Annotated in this window: 20 protein-coding genes; 10 read left to right on the top strand and 10 right to left on the bottom strand. The window is 35.3% G+C overall.

What is annotated here, in order from left to right; all coding sequences use genetic code 11:
* The first annotated feature begins 65 nt into the window (after positions 1-65).
* On the top strand, positions 66-1,418 hold the full coding sequence (locus P256_RS03825; RefSeq protein WP_023272368.1) for a GGDEF domain-containing protein: 1,353 nt from the start codon (positions 66-68) through the stop codon (positions 1,416-1,418).
* Between the two features lie 49 nt (positions 1,419-1,467).
* Here P256_RS03825 and P256_RS03820 read toward each other — a convergent pair whose 3' ends face one another.
* Both P256_RS03820 and P256_RS03815 read right to left on the bottom strand, forming a co-directional pair.
* Positions 1,468-2,160, bottom strand: coding sequence for a pirin family protein (locus tag P256_RS03820; RefSeq protein WP_023272367.1), 693 nt, complete (start codon positions 2,158-2,160; stop codon positions 1,468-1,470).
* A 206-nt stretch (positions 2,161-2,366) separates the two neighbouring features.
* Positions 2,367-3,518, bottom strand: coding sequence for an aldose epimerase family protein (locus P256_RS03815; RefSeq protein WP_023272366.1), 1,152 nt, complete (start codon positions 3,516-3,518; stop codon positions 2,367-2,369).
* 207 nt (positions 3,519-3,725) lie between these two features.
* Between P256_RS03815 and solA the strand changes: the two genes are divergently transcribed.
* Positions 3,726-4,868 carry an N-methyl-L-tryptophan oxidase gene (solA, locus tag P256_RS03810; protein WP_023272365.1) on the top strand — a complete coding sequence of 381 codons (1,143 nt, stop codon included), beginning with the start codon at positions 3,726-3,728 and terminating at the stop codon, positions 4,866-4,868.
* A gap of 34 nt (positions 4,869-4,902) precedes the next feature.
* On the opposite strand, the gene purB is transcribed toward solA, so the two are convergent.
* The 6 genes from purB to P256_RS03780 all read right to left on the bottom strand — a co-directional run bounded on the left by purB (position 4,903) and on the right by P256_RS03780 (position 10,504).
* Positions 4,903-6,294: an adenylosuccinate lyase gene (gene purB / locus P256_RS03805; protein ID WP_023272364.1), complete on the bottom strand. Its 1,392-nt coding sequence runs from the start codon at positions 6,292-6,294 to the stop codon at positions 4,903-4,905.
* A gap of 39 nt (positions 6,295-6,333) precedes the next feature.
* On the bottom strand, positions 6,334-7,080 hold the full coding sequence (locus P256_RS03800; protein WP_023272363.1) for a DUF489 family protein: 747 nt from the start codon (positions 7,078-7,080) through the stop codon (positions 6,334-6,336).
* 21 nt (positions 7,081-7,101) lie between these two features.
* Entirely contained in the window at positions 7,102-8,235 is a 1,134-nt protein-coding gene (mnmA, locus tag P256_RS03795; protein WP_023272362.1) for a tRNA 2-thiouridine(34) synthase MnmA, read from the bottom strand.
* Positions 8,236-8,239: 4 nt separating this feature from the next.
* The gene (locus P256_RS03790; protein WP_023272361.1) at positions 8,240-8,731 is read right to left on the bottom strand and encodes an NUDIX hydrolase; all 492 of its coding nucleotides are present in this window, start codon (positions 8,729-8,731) and stop codon (positions 8,240-8,242) included.
* A gap of 93 nt (positions 8,732-8,824) precedes the next feature.
* The gene (dacC, locus tag P256_RS03785; RefSeq protein WP_023272360.1) at positions 8,825-9,973 is read right to left on the bottom strand and encodes a D-alanyl-D-alanine carboxypeptidase PBP5/6; all 1,149 of its coding nucleotides are present in this window, start codon (positions 9,971-9,973) and stop codon (positions 8,825-8,827) included.
* Between the two features lie 108 nt (positions 9,974-10,081).
* Positions 10,082-10,504, bottom strand: coding sequence for an MCR_0457 family protein (locus tag P256_RS03780; RefSeq protein WP_023272359.1), 423 nt, complete (start codon positions 10,502-10,504; stop codon positions 10,082-10,084).
* 453 nt (positions 10,505-10,957) lie between these two features.
* On the opposite strand from P256_RS03780, the gene surE reads away from it, so the two are divergent.
* The 5 genes from surE (at position 10,958) to P256_RS03755 (ending at position 15,035) form a co-directional block, all read left to right on the top strand.
* Positions 10,958-11,728, top strand: a complete 771-nt coding sequence (gene surE / locus P256_RS03775; RefSeq protein WP_023272358.1) for a 5'/3'-nucleotidase SurE — start codon at positions 10,958-10,960, stop codon at positions 11,726-11,728.
* A 110-nt stretch (positions 11,729-11,838) separates the two neighbouring features.
* A complete protein-coding gene (locus P256_RS03770) occupies positions 11,839-12,660 on the top strand; it encodes a peptidoglycan DD-metalloendopeptidase family protein (RefSeq protein ID WP_023272357.1) in 822 nt (273 codons plus the stop codon).
* An 80-nt stretch (positions 12,661-12,740) separates the two neighbouring features.
* Positions 12,741-13,649, top strand: coding sequence for a LysR family transcriptional regulator (locus tag P256_RS03765; protein ID WP_023272356.1), 909 nt, complete (start codon positions 12,741-12,743; stop codon positions 13,647-13,649).
* Positions 13,650-13,848: 199 nt separating this feature from the next.
* A complete protein-coding gene (gene grxD, locus P256_RS03760) occupies positions 13,849-14,190 on the top strand; it encodes a Grx4 family monothiol glutaredoxin (RefSeq protein ID WP_023272355.1) in 342 nt (113 codons plus the stop codon).
* Between the two features lie 56 nt (positions 14,191-14,246).
* Positions 14,247-15,035, top strand: a complete 789-nt coding sequence (locus P256_RS03755) for a Rossmann-like and DUF2520 domain-containing protein (protein WP_023272354.1) — start codon at positions 14,247-14,249, stop codon at positions 15,033-15,035.
* 33 nt (positions 15,036-15,068) lie between these two features.
* Here the strand turns inward: P256_RS03755 and trmB are convergent, their stop codons facing one another.
* Complete coding sequence (trmB, locus tag P256_RS03750) at positions 15,069-15,785, bottom strand: tRNA (guanosine(46)-N7)-methyltransferase TrmB (RefSeq protein WP_023272353.1); 717 nt, start codon at positions 15,783-15,785, stop codon at positions 15,069-15,071.
* Between the two features lie 210 nt (positions 15,786-15,995).
* Here trmB and P256_RS03745 point away from each other — a divergent pair, with 210 nt between their 5' ends.
* On the top strand, positions 15,996-16,574 hold the full coding sequence (locus P256_RS03745; RefSeq protein WP_023272352.1) for a YceI family protein: 579 nt from the start codon (positions 15,996-15,998) through the stop codon (positions 16,572-16,574).
* Between the two features lie 249 nt (positions 16,575-16,823).
* On the opposite strand, the gene P256_RS03740 is transcribed toward P256_RS03745, so the two are convergent.
* A complete protein-coding gene (locus P256_RS03740) occupies positions 16,824-17,528 on the bottom strand; it encodes a glutamine amidotransferase (protein WP_023272351.1) in 705 nt (234 codons plus the stop codon).
* A gap of 173 nt (positions 17,529-17,701) precedes the next feature.
* Here P256_RS03740 and P256_RS03735 point away from each other — a divergent pair, with 173 nt between their 5' ends.
* Both P256_RS03735 and grxB read left to right on the top strand, forming a co-directional pair.
* On the top strand, positions 17,702-19,414 hold the full coding sequence (locus P256_RS03735) for an AAA family ATPase (RefSeq protein WP_023272350.1): 1,713 nt from the start codon (positions 17,702-17,704) through the stop codon (positions 19,412-19,414).
* 280 nt (positions 19,415-19,694) lie between these two features.
* Positions 19,695-20,330: a glutaredoxin 2 gene (grxB, locus tag P256_RS03730; RefSeq protein ID WP_023272349.1), complete on the top strand. Its 636-nt coding sequence runs from the start codon at positions 19,695-19,697 to the stop codon at positions 20,328-20,330.
* Positions 20,331-20,678: the final 348 nt, after the last annotated feature.

Below are 20,678 nucleotides of genomic sequence, written 5' to 3'. Positions count from 1 at the left end.
TAAAAATTGAGTATATAAAATATATTATAAAGTGATGGCTTTTACTATAAAGTGAATAAATATAGATGCTCATAGCAGAAAAACAAAGAAATCTATTTAACTTATTTAAACTAGTCATAATTGTAGCTATCTGCTATACGCTTAATTATATAGCAAGGCCTTATGAGGTTTTATCTACATTTTGGCCTGCTAACTCTTTAGTAGTGATGCTTATTCTAAACTTTAAAATGCTAGATAAAATTATTTTTTCTTTCACTTTCTATATTCTTTTATATGTACTAGATAGTTTTTTCTTTAAAGATCTTGATGCATTTTATATTAATATTCCAAATTTAGCATTTGTTCTTATAACCTCAATTAGCTTGTCAGCATTGAAGTTGGATTTTAAAATTTTATCAGAAATCCAGCTTTTAAAAATCTTTTTAGTTCTTAGTATTTCATCGTTAATAACTAGTTTAATTGGAGGTGCCATAACATTTAAAAAGACAGAATTTTTTCCAGCTATGGCTGAGTGGGGATGTGAGCAGTTATCGACAGCTTTATTGGTTATTCCTCTATTATTGATGTATAGAACCAATGTATATTTAAAAAGAGGATTTAATTACTATCCATTACTATTCTTAATTCTATATTATTGTTTTATAATTAAATTTACAGCAGCAGTAAATATTTGTTTGATTGTACCTATTTTAATTGCATGTGCTATTTTCTATAACTTACGTATAGCTGCATGGCTGGTATCAATTAATGGATTTTTTTTAATTTTTCTTATTTCTTATGGAGTTATTAAAACAGGAAGTTATTTGAGTAATAGTGCTATTTTTACAAGTCTAAATTATTATCGTATTGCTATTGTAGCAACGGTTTCTAGTGCATTTTTTATTGCGGTACTGGTAAACAATAATGAAATGATTAAAGAGAAGTTACGACAGTCACAGTGGACAGATGATTTATCTCAGTTATGGAATAGGAAAGGACTTATTGAAGATCTTAAAATAGGTCGATTTTTAGGAAAATCAGAAACTATTCTTATTGCAATTATTGATATTGATAATTTTAAACAGATCAATGATTCATTTGGTCATCTTATGGGAGACCGTGTAATTATTTCGCTTGCAGATCAATTAATAAATAGTTTTTTAGAGGCAGGTCTATACCGTTACGGTGGAGATGAGTTTATTATTATTCTGAATGTGGAAATTGAACAAGAGTACAAAAAACAGTTAGAAGAGTTCTGTAATCAATTTTTAGCCAATAGCTATCAAGAATTTGATATGCCGATTACATTGAGTATAGGATATACAGTACTATTTGAAAATCAGCTATATCTTGAGAATTTTAAGCATTTATTAGCTCATGCAGATCATGCTTTATATCGTTCAAAGAGTTTAGGGAAAAATACTGTTTCTATTTACTAAGCTTTGATAATAAAGTAGGAGGTATATTCTCCTACTTTATTATGCATAACTATACTTTAGGTAAGTCGAACCAAATCATTTGGCTATCTTCTAGCGCTGTAACATCAAAGTTCTCAGCAAAAGCTAGTGCATCACCTGCATTTACAACTTCATTATTAATCATGACTTTACCTGAAATAACATGAACATAATTTAGTCCTTGTGTTGTTGTAACAGGCAATTGATTATCTCGGGTGAGATAAGCTGTTTTTACTTCGGCATCTTGGCGAATATGCATAGGCGCAGCTTCATTAGGTCCGACAATTAGGTGCCATTTATTCGGTTGCTCACGAGGATCTCGTTTAATCTGCTGATATGTTGGCTCTGCATCACGTACATTCGGTTGAATCCATATTTGTAATAGATGAACAGGGATATCCTGATCATTTATTTCACTATGGCGTACACCTGTACCAGCACTCATTAATTGCCATTCGCCTGCATGAATATGCCCTTCATTACCCATACTATCTTTATGAGTTACAGTGCCTGATAAGACACAAGTAAGAATTTCCATATTGTCATGCGGATGAGTCCCAAAGCCATTATGTGGTGCTACAGTATCATCATTAATAACGCGTAGAGCACTGACGCCCATAAAACGTGGATCGTACCAACTACCAAATGAAAAGCTATGATATGTATTTAGCCAACCTGCTTGGACATGTCCGCGATCTTCACTGCGATGTAAATACGTTTTCATTATACATACCCCTATAATTTGTGGCTGATTTCTTATGGTCTATTTTATATTTCTAATTATTTATTTAAATAACATGTATAAAACGTATTGTTCTATTTATAGGGTAGTAACGAGTTTTAAGTTTACTAGGAGTATAAAATACGGTAGAAGTGCCAATGATGACTATTTTTATAGTACATCATTGGTTTGTTTGTAATCCTGCTAAATTATTTAGCAACACCAAATTTAAAGATGGTTACATTGTCATACGTTTGACCAGGATTCAAACGTGTAGAAGGAAAGTTTGCTTTATTTGGACTATCTGGATAATGCTGTGTTTCAAGTGCGAATGCATCACCTTGACGATAAAGCGTACTATTTGCACCAATTACATTTCCAAGTAGGTGGTTTGCTGTATAGAATTGAATACTTGGTTGAGTTGTTGAAATTTCTAATGTACGTTTCGATTTTGGATCTAGAACTAAAGCAGCTTTCTGTAGGGTGTTTGAATTGTCTTGTTTAAGTACCCAAGTTTGGTCATAACCATAACCATAAGCTAACTGTTCATTACCATCACGAATGTCTTTAGAAATTACTTTTGGTTTTCTAAAGTCGAATGGTGTACCAACTACAGATGCAAGTTTCCCTGTTGGAAGTGAGTTTTCATCTGTAACGAGTGTATGATCTGAATTAAGTTGTACAATGTTGTCTAGCACGCCATAAGGGCTGTTTTTAACACCAGCGAGGTTAAAATAACTATGATTTGTTAAGTTAACAACAGTTGGTTTATCTGTTGTTGCTTTATATTCAATTTTAAACTCGTTGTTGTCAGATAAACTATAAATGACTTCAACATTTAATTTTCCTGGGAAGCCTTGGTCGCCGTCAGGACTTGTAAGTTTTAAAACAGCTTGGACTGTTGAACCATTTTTAATAGTTGGTTCTACTTGCCAAACACGTTTGTCATAACCTGGGTTGCCACTGTGAAGTGTGTTTGGGCCATTATTTTTTTCTAAATGGTATGTCTTACCATCTAAAGTAAATTCGCCATTTCCAATACGGTTAGCATAGCGACCAATGAGCGCACCAAAGTGAATACCTTCTTTAGTATCTGTAACTTCATATCCATGTAAGTTATCGAAACCTAAAACAATATTTTCTTTTTTGCCTTTAGCATCAGGGGTAATAATATGTGTAATTACACCACCAAAACTAATAAATGACACAGAAACGCCATTTTTATTGGTCATGGTATATTGTTCTACAGCTTGTCCATCTTTAGTTGTGCCGTAGGGTTGGCTTGTAAGTGTTGCTGCACTAGCAGTTGCACACAGAGTCAGACCTGCAAATCCTGCAAGAAAGATATTTTTCGCTTTCATTAAATGATCCTTTTAAATATCCATATAACCTATTACTTATTGACACCATAAATTCTTTTACAGTGCTTAAACGATTGCAAAATCGCTTAATTGTTTCTACATCTTAACAATATTTACACGCTAGGGTACAAATTAATTCGAATATTTGTGTTTAAAACATACAAAAGATAAATTGACTCTATCTAAAGTAATTATAGAGGGAAGTATATGAAAGTTTATGATGTTGCTGTTGTGGGTACAGGCTCTGTTGGTTCTGCGGCAGGATATTATTCAAGTACTATGGGAGCGAGTGTTGTTCAAATAGATTCGGAGTACCCTCCACATTGTAAAGGCTCCCATCATGGAGAAACACGTTTGATGCGGCATGCGTATGCAGAAGGTGAAAAATATATTCCTTTGGTTTTAAAGGCACAATGCTTATGGAATGATTTAGAGTTAAAAACCAATAAACCTATATTTCATCGTGTTGGTGTACTTAATATTGCGCCCAAAAATACAGATTTTTATAAAAATGTTTTAATGACCGCGCAACAATATAATATTCCTATAAAGCAATATACTACACTAGAAATACAAAAAAGATGGCCAAATTGGACGTTTGATGCATCTTACATAGGGCTTTTTGAGCCCGATGCAGGATATCTAAATGCGCCACTTGCTATAGAAACTTATTTATCTGAGTCGAGGAAAATAGGCGCATCACAATTATTTGGTTTTGAAGTGATTAAAATTCAGTACTGTGAAACTCGAGATTTTGTCATTATTCAATCGGCAGATGGGAAAGAGGTCTATGCGAAACAAGTTATTGTTTGCGCAGGAACATGGATTGGCAAAATTTTCCCTGAACTGCCAGTACAACCTAAAAGAAAAGTATTTGAATGGTTTAATATTTCAGATCAAAAACTCAGTGAAGAAAAAGGTTTTCCTGCTTTTGCTATTCAGCTTAAAAACTCTGCGACATATTATGGTTTTCCTGCAAAAAATGGGCAAATAAAGATAGGAAGGCATGATGGAGGGCAGAATATAAGCACATTAAATGAAAACTCAGAGTATGAAACATATACAAATGATGCTATAGAAGTTGAAGGTCTATTAAAAAATCATCTGAGTGGTGTGGAGCATCTCTCACATGGAGCAGCCTGTAGTTATGATATGTCTCCTGATGAAGATTTTATTATTGATTGGTTAAACTCTAAGAAAAATATTCAAATTGTGACAGGACTTAGTGGTCATGGTTTTAAGTTTGTTAGCGTTCTTGGTTGGCTAATGGCACAGCGTGCGCTTGGAAAAGCTATTGATTATGACTTGTCTGCATTTAGACTTAATCGTTTTAATGATAAAACCGAGTGAATAAGTCACTCGGTTTTATGCAAAAGCGAACTAATTATTTAATGTTTTGAATGTGGTTTTCAATTTGTTCCGCTTGTTGAGCTGCATTCCCTGTATAAGTTGCAGGTGTTAACTCTGCAAGGCGGGCACGCTCGTCAGCAGGAACTTGTGTAAGCTCTGTTCCATTAACAAAGTTAACCATCATTTCACGAGTCATGGCTTGACCGCGAGTAAGTGCCTTTAGTTTCTCATATGGCTTTTCAACGTTATAACGACGCATAACAGTTTGAATAGGTTCAGCAAGAACTTCTTGTGCTTGGTTTAAATCTTCTGAAAGACGTTGAGCATTTAACTCTAATTTACCAACACCTTTTAAGCATGCTTCAAATGCGATTAAGCTTTGTGCAAAACCAACACCCATATTACGCAGTACAGTTGAATCTGTGAGGTCGCGCTGCCAACGTGAAATAGGTAGTTTCTCGCCAAGATGTGCAAGAACAGCATTTGCAATACCTAAATTGCCTTCTGAATTTTCAAAGTCAATTGGGTTTACTTTATGCGGCATTGTTGATGAACCAACTTCACCTTCTTTTAGGCGTTGTTTGAAGTAACCTAGAGAAATATAACCCCAAACATCACGGTTAAAGTCAATTAAGATGGTGTTAAAACGACGTAGGGCATCGAATAGTTCTGCCATATAGTCATGTGGTTCAATTTGAGTGGTATATGGGTTAAAGCTTAAACCAAGAGATTCTACAAATGCTTGTGAATGTGCTTCCCAGTTGATATTTGGATATGCTGAAAGGTGAGCATTATAGTTACCTACAGCACCATTGATTTTACCAAGCAATTCTACATTTTCAAATTGTTTGATTTGACGTGCTAGACGATATGCAACATTTGCGAACTCTTTACCAAGTGTTGTTGGACTTGCAGTTTGGCCGTGCGTGCGAGAAAGCATTGGTTGTGTAGCATGCGTTTTCGCCAAGCTAGAAATTGACGCTAGAATTTGCTTCATTGAGTCAAGAAGAACATCACGTCCTTGTTTTAGCATAAGTGCATGTGACAAGTTGTTAATATCTTCAGAAGTACATGCAAAGTGAATAAATTCACCTGAGTCTTTTAACTCGTCAAGATGTGCAATTTTCTCTTTTAGGAAATATTCTACAGCTTTTACATCATGGTTTGTTGTACGTTCAATTTCTTTAATGCGTAAAGCATCATCTTCTGAAAAGTCAGAAACAATTGCATCTAAAAATTGGTTTGTTGAATCACTAAATTCTTTTACTTCAGTAATTTCATTGTGTTTTGCAAGTGCTTGCAACCAACGAATTTCAACAGTAACACGTGCATGAATAAGACCATACTCAGATAAGTAAGGACGTAAAGCATCACATTTACTTGCATAACGTCCATCTAATGGTGAAAGAGCGGTTAAAGCGTTCATAAGGTTTCCTTTGAAATGGTGCAAACACCTAAAAAGTGGTTACTTCTCTAAAAGTTGAAATTGTGTACGTGCAATTGTATGTAGGTCTCGAACAAGCTTATATTTTCCGAGCACAAGCTGTATAGATCGACCACCGACTTGACGCCATAGGTGTGCCATCTGTAAGCCTGTAAATAGAGATGCACGAATACGATTGGTATGCTGATTGTCTTTAAATGCATCTGCACTACCACGTACTAATATGCGAGGTTCAATTTGAGCGGCTGTATCAAGATATGCTTGTGCAAGATTGGCAATAATACTTGGATGCATGTAATTTTGGTCGAAAAAAGAAAGCTGCTTTAAGATTTTTTCTTGTGTTTGCGTAATAATCTTGACGTATTCAGGGTTCTGATACACCTTTTTTTCGAGTTGTAACAATGAAAGGGCATAGCTCGTTGGCAATTTTGCAACGGGCATCTTAGGAATTTTACGAATTGTTCTTTTGTTAAATGGTGTATGAATGCTGTCTTCTAGATTCTTGAGTCCGAGCATAAGGTCATTAATTTCATGAAAGAAGTCTAATGTTTTTAGGCTTCTTTCATGGGTTGACTGTGTTGGTCGAATATTGAGACTTGCTTTAATAAGCTGTTCAAAATAGAAGTTGCCACTGTCATTAATTCGACCTAACCCTGTCATTGCAGTCATATGGGTAAGCTGAGCCGCTTGAAAAACGCCAGCCAATGCCAATAATCTATTTTGACGATGGGTTAAGTCTTTAGGCTGTTGAAAGGGAACATCAACCATGCCTTATCATTCCTCTTTACTTTATAGAAAACTAGGTTTAGGAGCATCTGTATGATGAATAACTCCACCACCTAAACAAATTTCATCAGTGTAAAAGACCACACTTTGTCCGGGTGTAACCGCACGCTGAGGCTCATCAAACACGACATAAATACCATTTGTCGTGTTTTCGTCGACAAATATAGTACAAGTTTGGTCAGATTGGCGATAACGTGTTTTTGCAGTACAGCGAAATCCTTCTGGTGGAATTGATTGTTCCCCAGCAACCCAGTCGATATCTTTACTCCAGAGTTTGGTGCTTTGCATGAGAGTATGGTTATGACCCTGACCAACAACCAGTCGATTGCCTTCAATGTCTTTATGTAATACGAACCATGCACCTTCTTGCGCATTTTTCATACCACCTAAACCAATTCCACCACGCTGACCCAACGTATAGTACATTAAGCCGTGATGTTCACCAACTTCTTCACCATTTTCTAGTACAATTTTACCGGGCTGTGCAGGTAAATACTGTTTTAAAAAGTCATTAAAGCGACGTTCACCAATAAAACAAATACCTGTCGAGTCTTTTTTCTTGGCAGTTGCAAGACCAAGTTCTTCAGCGATACGACGTACTTCAGGTTTTTCAATTTCGCCTACAGGAAAGAGTGTTTTGTTAATCTCACGTCCATGTACTGCATGAAGGAAATAACTTTGATCTTTATTTTGATCTAAACCACGTAAAAGCGGTGCATAGGTATCACCATTGCTATTTTGCTGTGTTTGCCCGCGACGTGTGTAGTGACCTGTTGCAATAAAATCTGCACCTAGTGTTAAAGCATGGTCTATAAATGCTCTAAATTTAATTTCTTTATTACATAGAATATCTGGGTTTGGTGTACGTCCTGCCGCATATTCAGCAAGGAAGTGCTCAAATACACGATCCCAATATTCCATTGCAAAATTTGCTGTATGTAATTTAATACCCAATTTGTCAGCGACGGCTTGAGCATCGGCAAGGTCTTCAAGTGCTGTGCAGTATTCTGTTCCATCATCTTCTTCCCAGTTTTTCATGAAAAGACCTTCAACTTGGTATCCTTGTTGAAGTAATAAAGCGGCAGAAACAGAAGAATCTACACCACCAGACATACCGACGATGACGCGTTGTTGCATAGGACTAGGCATCCAAATTTGGAGTTAAAAGGGGAGTGAAAGGATGTTCATGAATCATGGAAAGAGGATAGTTTTTTCCTGCTTCAAAATCTTTAATGGCTTGGTTGACCAGTGGACTACGTGCGCGTGCTGAATGGTCTAATGCTTCTGAGGAAAGCCATATTGTTTGGATAATATCTGGATCTAGCGTATCCGAAACAGCCTCTTGTACAATATGTGCAGCAAAACAAAAACGGAAGAAAGTTTTATTTGGTGCCATGGGTGGGCGATAGGTATAAATACCAATAAGATGATCAATTTCAACCAAGTGACCTGTTTCTTCTAAAGTCTCTCGAATTGCAGCATCTATTAGTGTTTCACCACATTCAACATGTCCAGCAGGTTGGTTAAATACTGTGTGCACAAAACCTTCTGAATGTTCTTCTACAAACAGATATTGGTTTGATTCTTGAATTACCGTAGCAACAGTAACGTGTGCAGTCCAGTCATTTGCCATAAAGAAAAAGCATCATGAGTCAAAAAACGTATTTTACGCAATTTAGATACATGATGCTATGTTTGTTATCGAAAACTTAAAATAATTTCAAGTTTAGAACAAATTACTAAAGAATTGTTTGATGTGGTCGATCATTCTTGAGAAGAAACCAGCTTCTTCCACAGCTTCAAGCGCAACAACAGGTTTTTCAGAAATTACTTTACCATCTAAAGATGCAACCAATTTACCAACAATCTGACCTTGCTGTAGTGGTGCATTAATAGATTGAGAAATTTGTAAATCTGTTTTAATGTCACTTGCCTGACCTTTTGGCATAGTTACACTAAAATCTTCTGCAAGACCAACTGGGACTTCATTTTTTGTACCAAACCAAACTTTTACATTTTTCAGTGGTTGATCAGAAGATTTAACTTTTACCGTTTCGTAGTTTGCATAGCCCCAAGCAAGCAATTGTCGTGTTTGATTTGCACGTGCATTAATCGTTGGTGCACCAAAAATCACGGTGATTAGCCGCATTGGCCCACGTTTACTTGATGTTGTTAAGCAGTAGCCAGCTTCATCTGTATGGCCTGTTTTTAAACCGTCTACAGTAGGGTCTGTATATAAAAGTGGATTACGGTTACCCTGTTTAATATTATTGAAAGTAAATTCTTTCTCAGAGTAAATTGGGTAGTATTTTGCACTGTCATGAATAATATGCTGTGCCAAGATAGCCATATCTTTTGCAGTAGAGTAATGACCGTCGGCAGGTAAACCAGTAGAGTTCACAAAGTTTGTGTTCACCATACCAATACGTTTTGCTTCTTGGTTCATCATGTAGGCAAAGGTACCTTCATTTCCTGCAATATGCTCAGCCATTGCTTTTGCTGAGTCATTACCAGACTGAATAATAATACCGCGCAACATTTGCATGACTGTTGCAGTACCATTTAAAGGTACAAACATACAAGATTCTGATTTATTACCACGACACCATGCATCTTCATTCATGCGGACATTTTCATTCTCTGTTAGCTGTCCTTTCAGAAGTTTTTGCTCCACGATGTAACTTGTCATCATTTTTGTCATGGATGCAGGTGCGAGTTTTTCGTTCTCATTTTTCGCTGCTAAAATTTGACCCGTTTGGTAGTCCATTAAGACATACGACTTGTTATCTAATTCTGGTGGCGAAGATAAGACAGTTGCTGCAAAAGTAAATGAAGGTAAAAGTAGAAGTGCAGCAAAGGTACTTTTTCTGCTCATTTAGGGTCATTCCAATGGTTAGCGTCTATTTGAATTTGCATTTTAGGATAAAGATAAGTGGACTGCTATATGCAGTACTCACTTATTTTACAGTGTATTGTAAAGAAGTTATGAACCTTTACTAAGTGTTGTAATTTCTTTACATATTTCTTTATTTTGGGTTTCACCAGCTCTTTTCGCATCTTCGCGGGCTTGAATTAAAAATGGTTTAAAATCTTTCTGTTTCGCTCTAATTTCTAAAGCGTGCACAGGATTTTGTATGCCCGGCATATTTTCTTTGACGAGCTCACTATAACCTGCCTGATAAGCAGGATCTTTCTTAAAGCCGTAGCTCGGGCAAAGCTCGGAAAGAACATAAATTGCGGCGAGTTCTTCTTGCGTAACACCACCTTGATTTGGGGTAACATCAATATTTGTTGTATTGTCTGCTGATTTTTTTTCTTTCGCACTAGCAAGTGTTGGAACAGAAATCATAACAAGACTTGCAAATAATGCTGTGATAAGGCGTTTACTTACATGGGATGTGATCATAATTTTTTAGACAATCATTTTTTTCAACATAGTTAGGATGTTAAACAAATTTTTTAATAATGAAAGCCATAAACTGTATAAAAGGTGTATAACTATAAAAATAAAATGTAGAACGATGAGTTAATCGTGTTTTTAGTCTATTTAATGATTAGATAGACTTAGAATATTTATGAAAAGTGACAAAAAAATGATTCAAAAAATAAAAAGTTATACGATAGGTTTTTTAGTTTGATTTTTAACCTATTAATTTTTAATAAAAATAGCTGTAAGGCATCTAAACTCGTTATAGAAATATCCAAATGGAATGATTTTTATTATATTTTAAGCCATGTATGAAATAAATATGATTTATCAACCTAAAATTTTAATATTTTAAATATAAAATAAAAGTAGGCTTGTTATAGTAGTTTTAAAATTTTAAATGCATAACGTATAAGTTAAGGGACATAAAAAGTGAATATATTAGTCGCAAATGATGATGGTGTTTTTGCACCAGGTATTCAGGCATTGGCAGAAGCATTAAAACCATTGGGTCGGGTCATTATTGTTGCACCTGAGTCTGAGCGAAGTGGTTTCTCGAGTGCTTTAACTTTAGATAGACCATTAAGACCTGTTGAAATTATGCCTGATGTATGGGCTGTAAATGGTACGCCTGCAGACTGTGTTTATTTATCTATGAATGGACTTTTCGACTTTGAGTTTGATTTGGTAGTTAGTGGTATTAATAGTGGTGCTAATTTAGGTGATGATGTTCTGTATTCAGGGACAATTGGTGCTGCTTTTGAGGGGAGACTAATGCGTCAGCCTGCCATTGCAGTTTCTTTGGTAGGCAAAGATGCAAGTCATTATTTGTTTATAGACAATTTTAGGGCTGCTGCAAAATGGGTACATGACTTTATTGCAAAAGGGTTACCTCAGGTTCCTGAACGTCATATTTTAAATATAAATATTCCTGAGGTTGAAAAACTTGAGGGGGCATTGGTAACTTACCAAGGTCGTAGAATGCAATCTAAACCGATTACGAGCCAAGTTAATCCAAGAGGGCATCATGTTTATTGGATTGGGCTTTCTGGCGAAGCAGTTTTAGAGCCAACGAGAGATAGTAGTGGTGCTGTATCAGATTTTTATGCTGTAAATCATGGTTATGTCAGTATTACACCTATTCAAATGGATGCCACAAACTATGACATACTTGAGCAGCTTGAAGCACAAATAAGAGATTAAATAAGTGTTTTTACAGGATGACAAAAAATAAATTAATTGTATTGCACTGTTTTTTGTTAATCTTAGCAAATTATAAAACTAATTAGCCATTAAGATGGAGAGGGACGTCAATGCAGATGTTAAAAGAGCAGTTTACTCGAAATATTCATAAAGAAATATTTAAGCCTTTACTTATGTCTTGCTTAACTTTATCTGTATTTGCTTTTACAGGATGTGCATCAAAGCCACAGGTGATGACAACTCGTGCACTGACTGCACCAGATCTTTATACAGTGAAACCCGGAGATACATTAAGCGGGATTGCAGCGCGTTATGGTGTAAACTATTTAACTGTTGCACAAATGAATGGAGTTCCTGCTCCATATACAATTTTTGTTGGTCAGTCTTTAAAGCTAAAAGGTAGTGGTGTAGTTGCCTCTGTACCAACGCCTGCACCTGTTGTATCTAGACCAAGTGCACCACCAATTCAAACACAGAGTATTCCACTGCCATCTCAAGGAAATGCACCTGTAGCACAACCTACAGCGCCTGCAATACAAACACAAACGACGTCTACAATAGGTGGTTTACGTTGGGTAAAACCTTCTAATAATGCAGTAATAGCAACATATAACCCTGCAAGTAATATTAAAGGTATACGTTACGGTGGGCAAGTTGGCGATCCAATTTATGCTGCTGCAGATGGTCAAGTGGTGTATGCAGATGATGGCTTAAAAGAATTTGGTAATTTGGTACTCATTAAGCACAGTAATGGTTATATCACAGCATATGCACACAATAGCAAAATGCTTGTAAAAAGCGGTGCACATGTGAAAGCAGGTCAGCAAATTGCTGAAATGGGTAATTCAGGTGCAGATCGTGTGATGTTGGAATTCCAAGTAAGAGCAGAAGGTAAGGCAATAGATCCTGCACGTATTATTCCAGTAAACTAAGATTAGAAAGAGCTAGAAGCCCGCATTTATGGCGGGCTTTTTACTGTAACTTTAGATTTGATGTTGAAGTGATTAAAAATATGTATGACCAATTGCGTGCTATGGGCGTATTTTCTTGTGTTGTTGAGCAAGGGTCTTTTAGCGGTGCCGCAAAAGTACTTGGTATTACTACAAGTGCAGTGAGTCAACAAATTCGCACGTTAGAGCAGGCTTTGCAAGTTGTATTACTGCGTCGTTCAACGCGTAGAATAAGTTTAACAGAGGAAGGGCAAGTCTTTTTCCAGAGCTGTAAGGAAATGCTTGCCGCGGCAGATCGTGCAAAAAACCATTTACTTGAACTAAAAGATAATTTAACGGGTTCTTTAAAAGTTCTTACGACCTCAGAGCTAGCAACGAATTATGTTATTCCTGCATTGTCTGATTGGATGGCAGCACACCAGAAACTAGATATTATTATTGAAACACAAAGTAATTTAAATGATTTACCAAATAACCATGATATTGATTTAGTCATTAAAGTAGATAATTACAACATTAAAAATACTATTGAAACAATTTATTTGGCATCATTGCATCAAGTAGTAGTGACATCGCCAATTTATTTAAATAAAAATATAAAAGTTCAACAACCATATGATTTACTTGAATATAAACTTATAAATATGAAGTCAATACCGCAGTGTGAATACATTAATATGAAAAAGAATAATGAAGATATTACGATACATATGCCAGTGAGACTAAGTAGTCATGATGTGTCAGTGGTTAAAACGTTATGTAAAAATAGTTTTGGAGTTGCACGTATCTTATCTATAAATGTTCAAGAAGAGTTATTGAAGGGAGAGTTAGTCCAACTTTTACCTGACTGGAAAATGGATTCACTTTCTTTATATGCATGTCCTCAACAAAAAAACTGGAAAACCAACAAAGAGCTACAACGGTGTTTAAATATTTTGACACATTATTTTCAACAGGTTTTTGCTTTGTAGCATTTGCTGTAAAAGACGGTACTCTGAAAGCTTATTTAATAAAAGAATACTATGGTGGTTAAAAAACAAACAACATCGCTGTAAATAATTTGTGTATAGGTATCTGTTTAATCAAAAGACTTATACAATAGAAGATAGTCAGACAAGCGATATTAAAAACTTTTAGGTATAATACGCGCAAATAATTGAGGATTTATCTATGACTGAACAAGCACGAGATACTGAAGCATTAATACGCGAGCAAATTGCAAAACATGCTGTATTACTTTATATGAAAGGTACACCACAGTTTCCACAGTGTGGTTTTTCTGCACGTGCTGTAGAAGCATTAAGCCAAATTGGTCGTCCATTTGCTTATGTAAATATTTTAGAGAACCAAGATATTCGTGCAACATTGCCTAAAATTGCAAACTGGCCAACATTCCCACAACTATGGGTTGCAGGTGAGTTAATTGGTGGCAGTGATATTATTTTAGAAATGTTCCAAAGTGGTGAGCTTAAACCACTTATCGAAGAAAATAGCCCTGCACCAGAGGCATAATTTTTAAAAAGAAAAGCGCCATTATTGGCGCTTTTCTTTTATAGGGGTATAAAAAAATGCGTATTAGTTTTATTGGTTCGGGTAAAGTCGCTACACAGCTTGCAACAGGGTTGTTTAAAATAGGTCATGAAGTTGTTGATATATTCAGTCCTAATTTGCAAAATGCGCAAACATTAGCAGACCAAGTGCTTGCTAAGCCAGTAGATTCATATTCGTTGTTAGATCAGGCTGTAGAGCTCGTTATTATTGCGGTAAAAGATCAAGCAATTGAACAGGTCATTCAGGCATTGGTTGCGTGTGGGTTTGTAGATACATGCATTGTACATACTTCAGGAAGTACGCACTTAAAGGTTTTAGAAAAGTATTATCGCCGTTCTGGTGTTTTTTATCCATTACAAACATTCAGCTTTGAAAAGAAGGTCGACTGGAAAACAACACCTATTTTTGTTGAAGCCAATGATCATAGGGATATAGTGACTTTAAAAAGCGTGGCTGCTGAAATTTCTAAAGAAGTTTACTTGTATAATTCAGAACAACGTTTAAGTTTACATTTAGCTGCTGTATTTGCATGTAACTTTAGCAATTATTGTTATGACATATCTCAACAAATTGTTGAACAACAAGGTGTCGACTTTAAGTTGTTGTATCCGCTAATATTAGAAACTGCAAATAAAGCGACTCACTTTCTCCCTCAAACTGTTCAAACAGGACCTGCTGTACGCCATGATGCAAATATATTGGCATTACAAGAAAGCCTACTACAAAAAAATGAGCAATATGAGTTTTTAAAAGTATATGAGTTAATGAGTGAGCAAATACAAAAGCGTCACGATAAAAAAGATTAAAAAAAAGCCCGAAGTTTCGGGCTTTTATATGAGCTATCCAATTTTTTTGAAAATAAAGTCATTAATTTTATGACCTGACTCTAATCCACGACGTTCAAATTTAGTCAGTGGACGCCATTCAGGGCGAGGGTAACTATTTCCTTTACCTGCCATATTCTCAAGGTTTGGACGGTTATCTAGTACATCTAACATCCATTCAGCATATGGTTCCCAGTCTGTTGCACTGTGGAATGTACCATTAAGCATTAGTTTACTTTCTACAAGTTCCATACGCTCATGTGCAACAAAACGACGTTTAAAGTGACGTTTTTTCTGCCAAGGGTCAGGGAAGTAAAGTTGAATACAGTCAATACTATTGTCAGGCATTTCTTTAAGTACTTTAATGGCATCTGCATCTAATACTTTTAAGTTTTTAACTTCAGCCATACCTGCTTCATAAACACATTGGGCAATACCTGGCACATGGACTTCAATACCAACATAATTGCGCTCAGGATTTGCTTTTGCCATAAGAACTAAAGAGCGACCCATGCCAAAACCAATTTCTACAGTGAGTGGGCGTTCAGGATGTTCAAAGTGTTGGCGCAAATCACCGACAGGATATTCCAAAATCAGGTCACGATACTGCTCTAAAGCGGCACGTTGTGAAGTATTTAGCGGAGATGAACGGCGCATAAATGTCACAATCTCACGATGCTCGTGCAAATTATCTAGGTCGACAATTTGAGGTTCAAGTTGATCGTTATTCATAACTTTGGAATCATTACAATATAAGAAAAATGCTATTTTAAGTACTAGGGCGAGTAAGTCAAATTGATTAGCTAAATAATCTTAAAATAACGGAGATATCTATAAATTGTTCTATTTTTAGGACAAACCGTTTTATAAATTGCGGTGTATTCTGAGCTTTTATACCATTAAGATAAAAATAACTGCCTATAATTGGAACTTAAAATAATCATGTTGAATAAAAAAATTGCTCTAGGACTTTCTCTAGCTATCGCAAGTGTAACAACTTTTGCACTACCAACAACATATAAAATAGACCCTGCACATACTGCAACTTTATTTTCTTGGAATCATTTTGGTTTTTCTACGCCAACAGCTAACTTTTCAGATATTCAAGGTGCAATTAATGTAGATGATGCACAACCTGAAAAGTCTTCTGTAAATGTGACTATTCCTGTAAGCAGTGTAAATACCAATGTTCCTGCGCTAGATAAAGAGTTTCAAGAAGCAGCTTGGTTTAATGCAGTACAATACCCAAATATCACATTTAAAAGTACACGTGTAGAAACCAAAGATAAGAAGCATTTTAAAATCTTTGGTGATTTAACGGTTAAGGGTACAACGAAACCAGTTGTACTTGATGCAGTACTAAATAAAGAGGGCATTCATCCAATGAAGAAAGTAGCATCGATTGGCTTTAATGCAACAACTTCTTTTGATCGTTCTGCATTTGGTATCGGAAACTATGTTCCTAATGTGAGCGATAAGATTACTGTAAATATTACAACTGAAGCATCTGTAGATAAATAAAATATAAAAATCGCTTGGCTTAGTTGAAGCCAAGCGATTTGCTTTTATATAAAAAGTGTGTAGAACTATGCCAAAATCTTTTGTAAGGGCTTTGGTGGTTTGAGGAATACAAGTTTTTGTTATCTGTGACCAAATACGTCTTACAGAAGAAAGTGGAAATAATAATTCTTTTATTATTGATGTTTAATTATATTTTGACCTATATAGATTAGGAATTATCTATAGTAGGTCATTACAGCTCAGATATGATTACGCAGTTTCAATTTGTTTTAAATAGTTTTGTATAACGTATTTTGCAGCTTGCATCAGTTGAGGGGCATACTTTTTATTGTCTTCTCTTAATTTTTTAATATTAATATTTGCTTGTCTTAGCTCAGAAGTATGTCCAATGAGCCATTTTTCCAAATGTTCATCATCTACTTCTAAGTGAAACTGTAAGGCAAGCGCATTTTTAAATTGAAAGCCTTGATTTGGGTAATCATTTGAACTGGCTAAATGTTTAGTATTTTGAGGCAGATCAAAAGTATCGCCGTGCCAATGTAAAACAGGAATATCTAAAAGAGGAAATAATATATTTTGGTCTAGATATGGAAGGCTAAGAGTACTCCAACCAATTTCTTTTACATCACCTGCATAAACATTTGCACCAAGTGCCTTAGCAATAAGCTGTGCACCTAAACAGATACCTAAAGTTGGTTTATTATCATCTAAACGTTTTTTGAGTAAATCTATTTCTTGTTGTAAAAATGGATAATCTTCAACTTCATTGACGCCAATAGGTCCGCCTAAAATAACTGTAAGACCATCGTAGTTCAGTGCTTTAGCTAAGTCATCTACCCCCGCTTCAAAATAACGAATGCGATAACCTTTCTGATAAAAGACATCTTCAAGTGAGCCAAGGTCTTCAAATGCAAGATGTTGAATTGCGTAAATTGTTTTAGCAAATTTTTGCATAGCATGACCTATGATAATCAAAGAAAAATAGACGATTAGACTAGCATTATTCTTGAATAAATCAATTTTTTTACAAGTTTTGAAATAAGATAGTGGTTAAAATTGGAGATGGAAACTTAACATTTTCATCAAAAATAGTTAGGCTATAGCATTCATTTTTAGAACATGGTCTTATGAAGCAAGAAACTGCATTGAAACTGTTAAAAGCTGGTGAAAATGTGTTTTTGACGGGGTCAGCAGGTGCTGGCAAGACATATACGTTAAATCAATATATTCAATATTTGAAAGCTCGAAAAGTAACAGTTGCAATTACTGCCTCTACAGGGATTGCAGCAACACATATGAATGGTATGACTATTCATACTTGGGCAGGTATTGGTATTAAAGATCATTTATCGGATGATGATCTAAAACGTATGAAAGAACGTAAATATTTAAAAGAACACTTAGAAAGTGCACAAGTCCTTGTCATAGACGAAATTTCAATGTTGCATGCGAAGCAACTCAATTTGGTGAATCAAGTTTTAAAGTATTTTAAAGAAACTGATGATGCTTTCGGGGGCGTTCAGGTAATTGTTGCTGGTGACTTTTTTCAGTTACCACCTGTGGGTAGAAATGGTGAAAAAAATAGAGATAAGTTTTGTTTCATGTCGGATGCATGGGTAGAAGCAAAATTTAGAATCTGTTATTTAACAGAGCAACACCGACAAGAAGATGCGATATTAGATCAGATATTAAATGCAATTCGAGCACAGAATTTAACAGATCAGCATTATCAAGCATTGATGTCGACCACGAAGCAAGATATTGGTGAAACTTTTACACGCCTTTATACACATAATATGGATGTAGATAGCTTAAATACCGAGCATTTAAGTGATTTAGATGGTAAATCACATGAATTCACGGCAACGCTAGATGGTAATGCAAAACTGATCGAAACTCTCAAGTCTTCTGTACGTGCGCCTGAAGCATTAAGTCTAAAGAAACATGCCAAAGTGATGTTTGTAAAAAACAATTTTGACATGGGTTATATTAACGGTAGCTTAGGTGAAGTGATTGGTTTTGAAGATGATGATGAGTTTGGTTTATTGCCAAAAGTCACGTTAACCGATGGCACGACGCTTATCGTTCCACCTGAAACATGGTCTGTAGAAAATGATGAAGGAAAAGTTATTGCAAGTTTTCAACAAGTCCCATTAAGGCTTGCTTGGGCCATTACAATTCATAAAAGCCAAGGTATGACCTTAGATGCTGCCGAAATTAATTTAAAGCATACTTTTGAAAAAGGGCAAGGTTATGTAGCTTTATCTCGTTTAAAGTCTTTAGATGGATTACGTCTGTTAGGCTTTAATGATGAGGCACTCGCTTTAGATACGTTAGCAATAAAAGCAGATCGCCGTTTTCAAGAACTTTCGCAAGAAGCAGAGTCTAAATTTGAACATGTTGATCTCACAGTACAACATAAAGCATTTATTCGTCATTGTGGTGGAACACTCAACGAAAAAGAGATTGAGCGTAACCAACGAAGATTAGGGCAGGGACAAGCACAAAAAAGTTATGGTGCAGCAACATTAGAGGAAACAAAAGCACTTTTTGAAGATGGTTATGAGATTCAAGATATTGCTCAAGAAAGACATTTAACACCTGCAACGATTATTAACCATTTAGGAAAGTTACAAAAAGAAGGACTAGATATTTCTGTGGCTCATCCTGGGGATGAAGTGGTAGAGCAAGTGCGTAAAATTTATAAAAAGCTACAACGTACTAAACGTGCTGAAAACTTTAATGATGATGGTTCGATTCGATTGCGCCCAATAGTTGAAGCAACACAGCCACGTATGGGTTACGACCAAGTTCGTTTGGCACTATTATTTATAGAGTAAAGTGCTTCATATTTTTGGATATAACGTGGTAAGCCTGTAACAGAAAGGATTTATATTGGTTTACTACGAAAGTTTATGCTGTGTTTTGTGATATTTTTTTGATATGTCATTGAAATGGGTTACTCTTAAAGTCGTTTAATTTGATTAAATTTTATAATTTTTCTATATGCTGTAGATAAGCAGTTTTGCCAAAATATGTTTTAGATTGTTCGTTTTATATGCCATACATATTGATAAGTGGTAATAGAAAATAATAGGAAAGATGGGAGTAGAAGGATACATGAGATTATATATTTATGAGCATTGCCCATTTTGTTTAAGAACGCGTATGATCGCGGGTTTTAAAAATTTGCCAATTCAGTACAGTATTATTATGGAAGGCGACAGCGAAACGCCGACTTATCTTGTAGGTAAAAAAGTTGTACCTATTTTACATAAGCCAGATGGTCAATATATGACTGAAAGCTTAGATATTGTGCACTATTTAGATGATTTAACACCACCTGCTTATGCAACAGGTGAAGTTGATCCGAAAGTTCAGGCTTGGGTAAAGGACAGTTCAAATCTAATTTTTAGATTAATTGTGCCGCGTTTTACACGAAGTGATTTTAAAGAAATTTCAACACCTGAAGCAAGGAAGGCATTTATTGAAAGAGAAACAGCATCTTTTGGCGACTTAGATCAGATTTTTTCTGAAAGCGCGCAGGATATTGTTTCCATGAATGAAGAACTGAAAAAAATAGAAATATTAATTCAAGACCATACAGAAATTAATATAACTGACTTTATTATTTTCCCATGGTTGCGCTCTTTAAGTATTGTGAAAGATTTAGATTTCCAACCTCATACCAAGCGTTATATGAATCGAATTGCAACAGCAGCGAAAGTAAACTTGCTATTTGATCAAGCAATATAATATTTATATATTTAAAAACCAGCATTTTGATGCTGGTTTTTTTTGCACAAAAATAGCGCTTTTATTATATTTTGCACATAAAATGGGCATGCTGTTTGATAGATGCATGTATAGACTTTAGTTTTACTGCTATATAAATTATTGAATATTAAATAAAAAATAAAAAATCTTCTTTGTTACAGTTTATTGACCAAAGTAAAAAACAGCGTATTGTAATGTCTATGTAATAAAAAGAAGGAAACACCTGAGCTTTTCTAATATTTCTAAGGAAAGAGAAAGTACATTTAAACAGGAAATCGCCATTTCATCTCAGATTATTTCGTTAAAACCAAGGTTGGCATTATATAT

It is taken from the genome of Acinetobacter nectaris CIP 110549 (genome assembly GCF_000488215.1).
GTDB classification, from domain to species: Bacteria; Pseudomonadota; Gammaproteobacteria; order Pseudomonadales; family Moraxellaceae; genus Acinetobacter; species Acinetobacter nectaris.
This window is presented reverse-complemented; position numbering and strand designations above follow the sequence as displayed.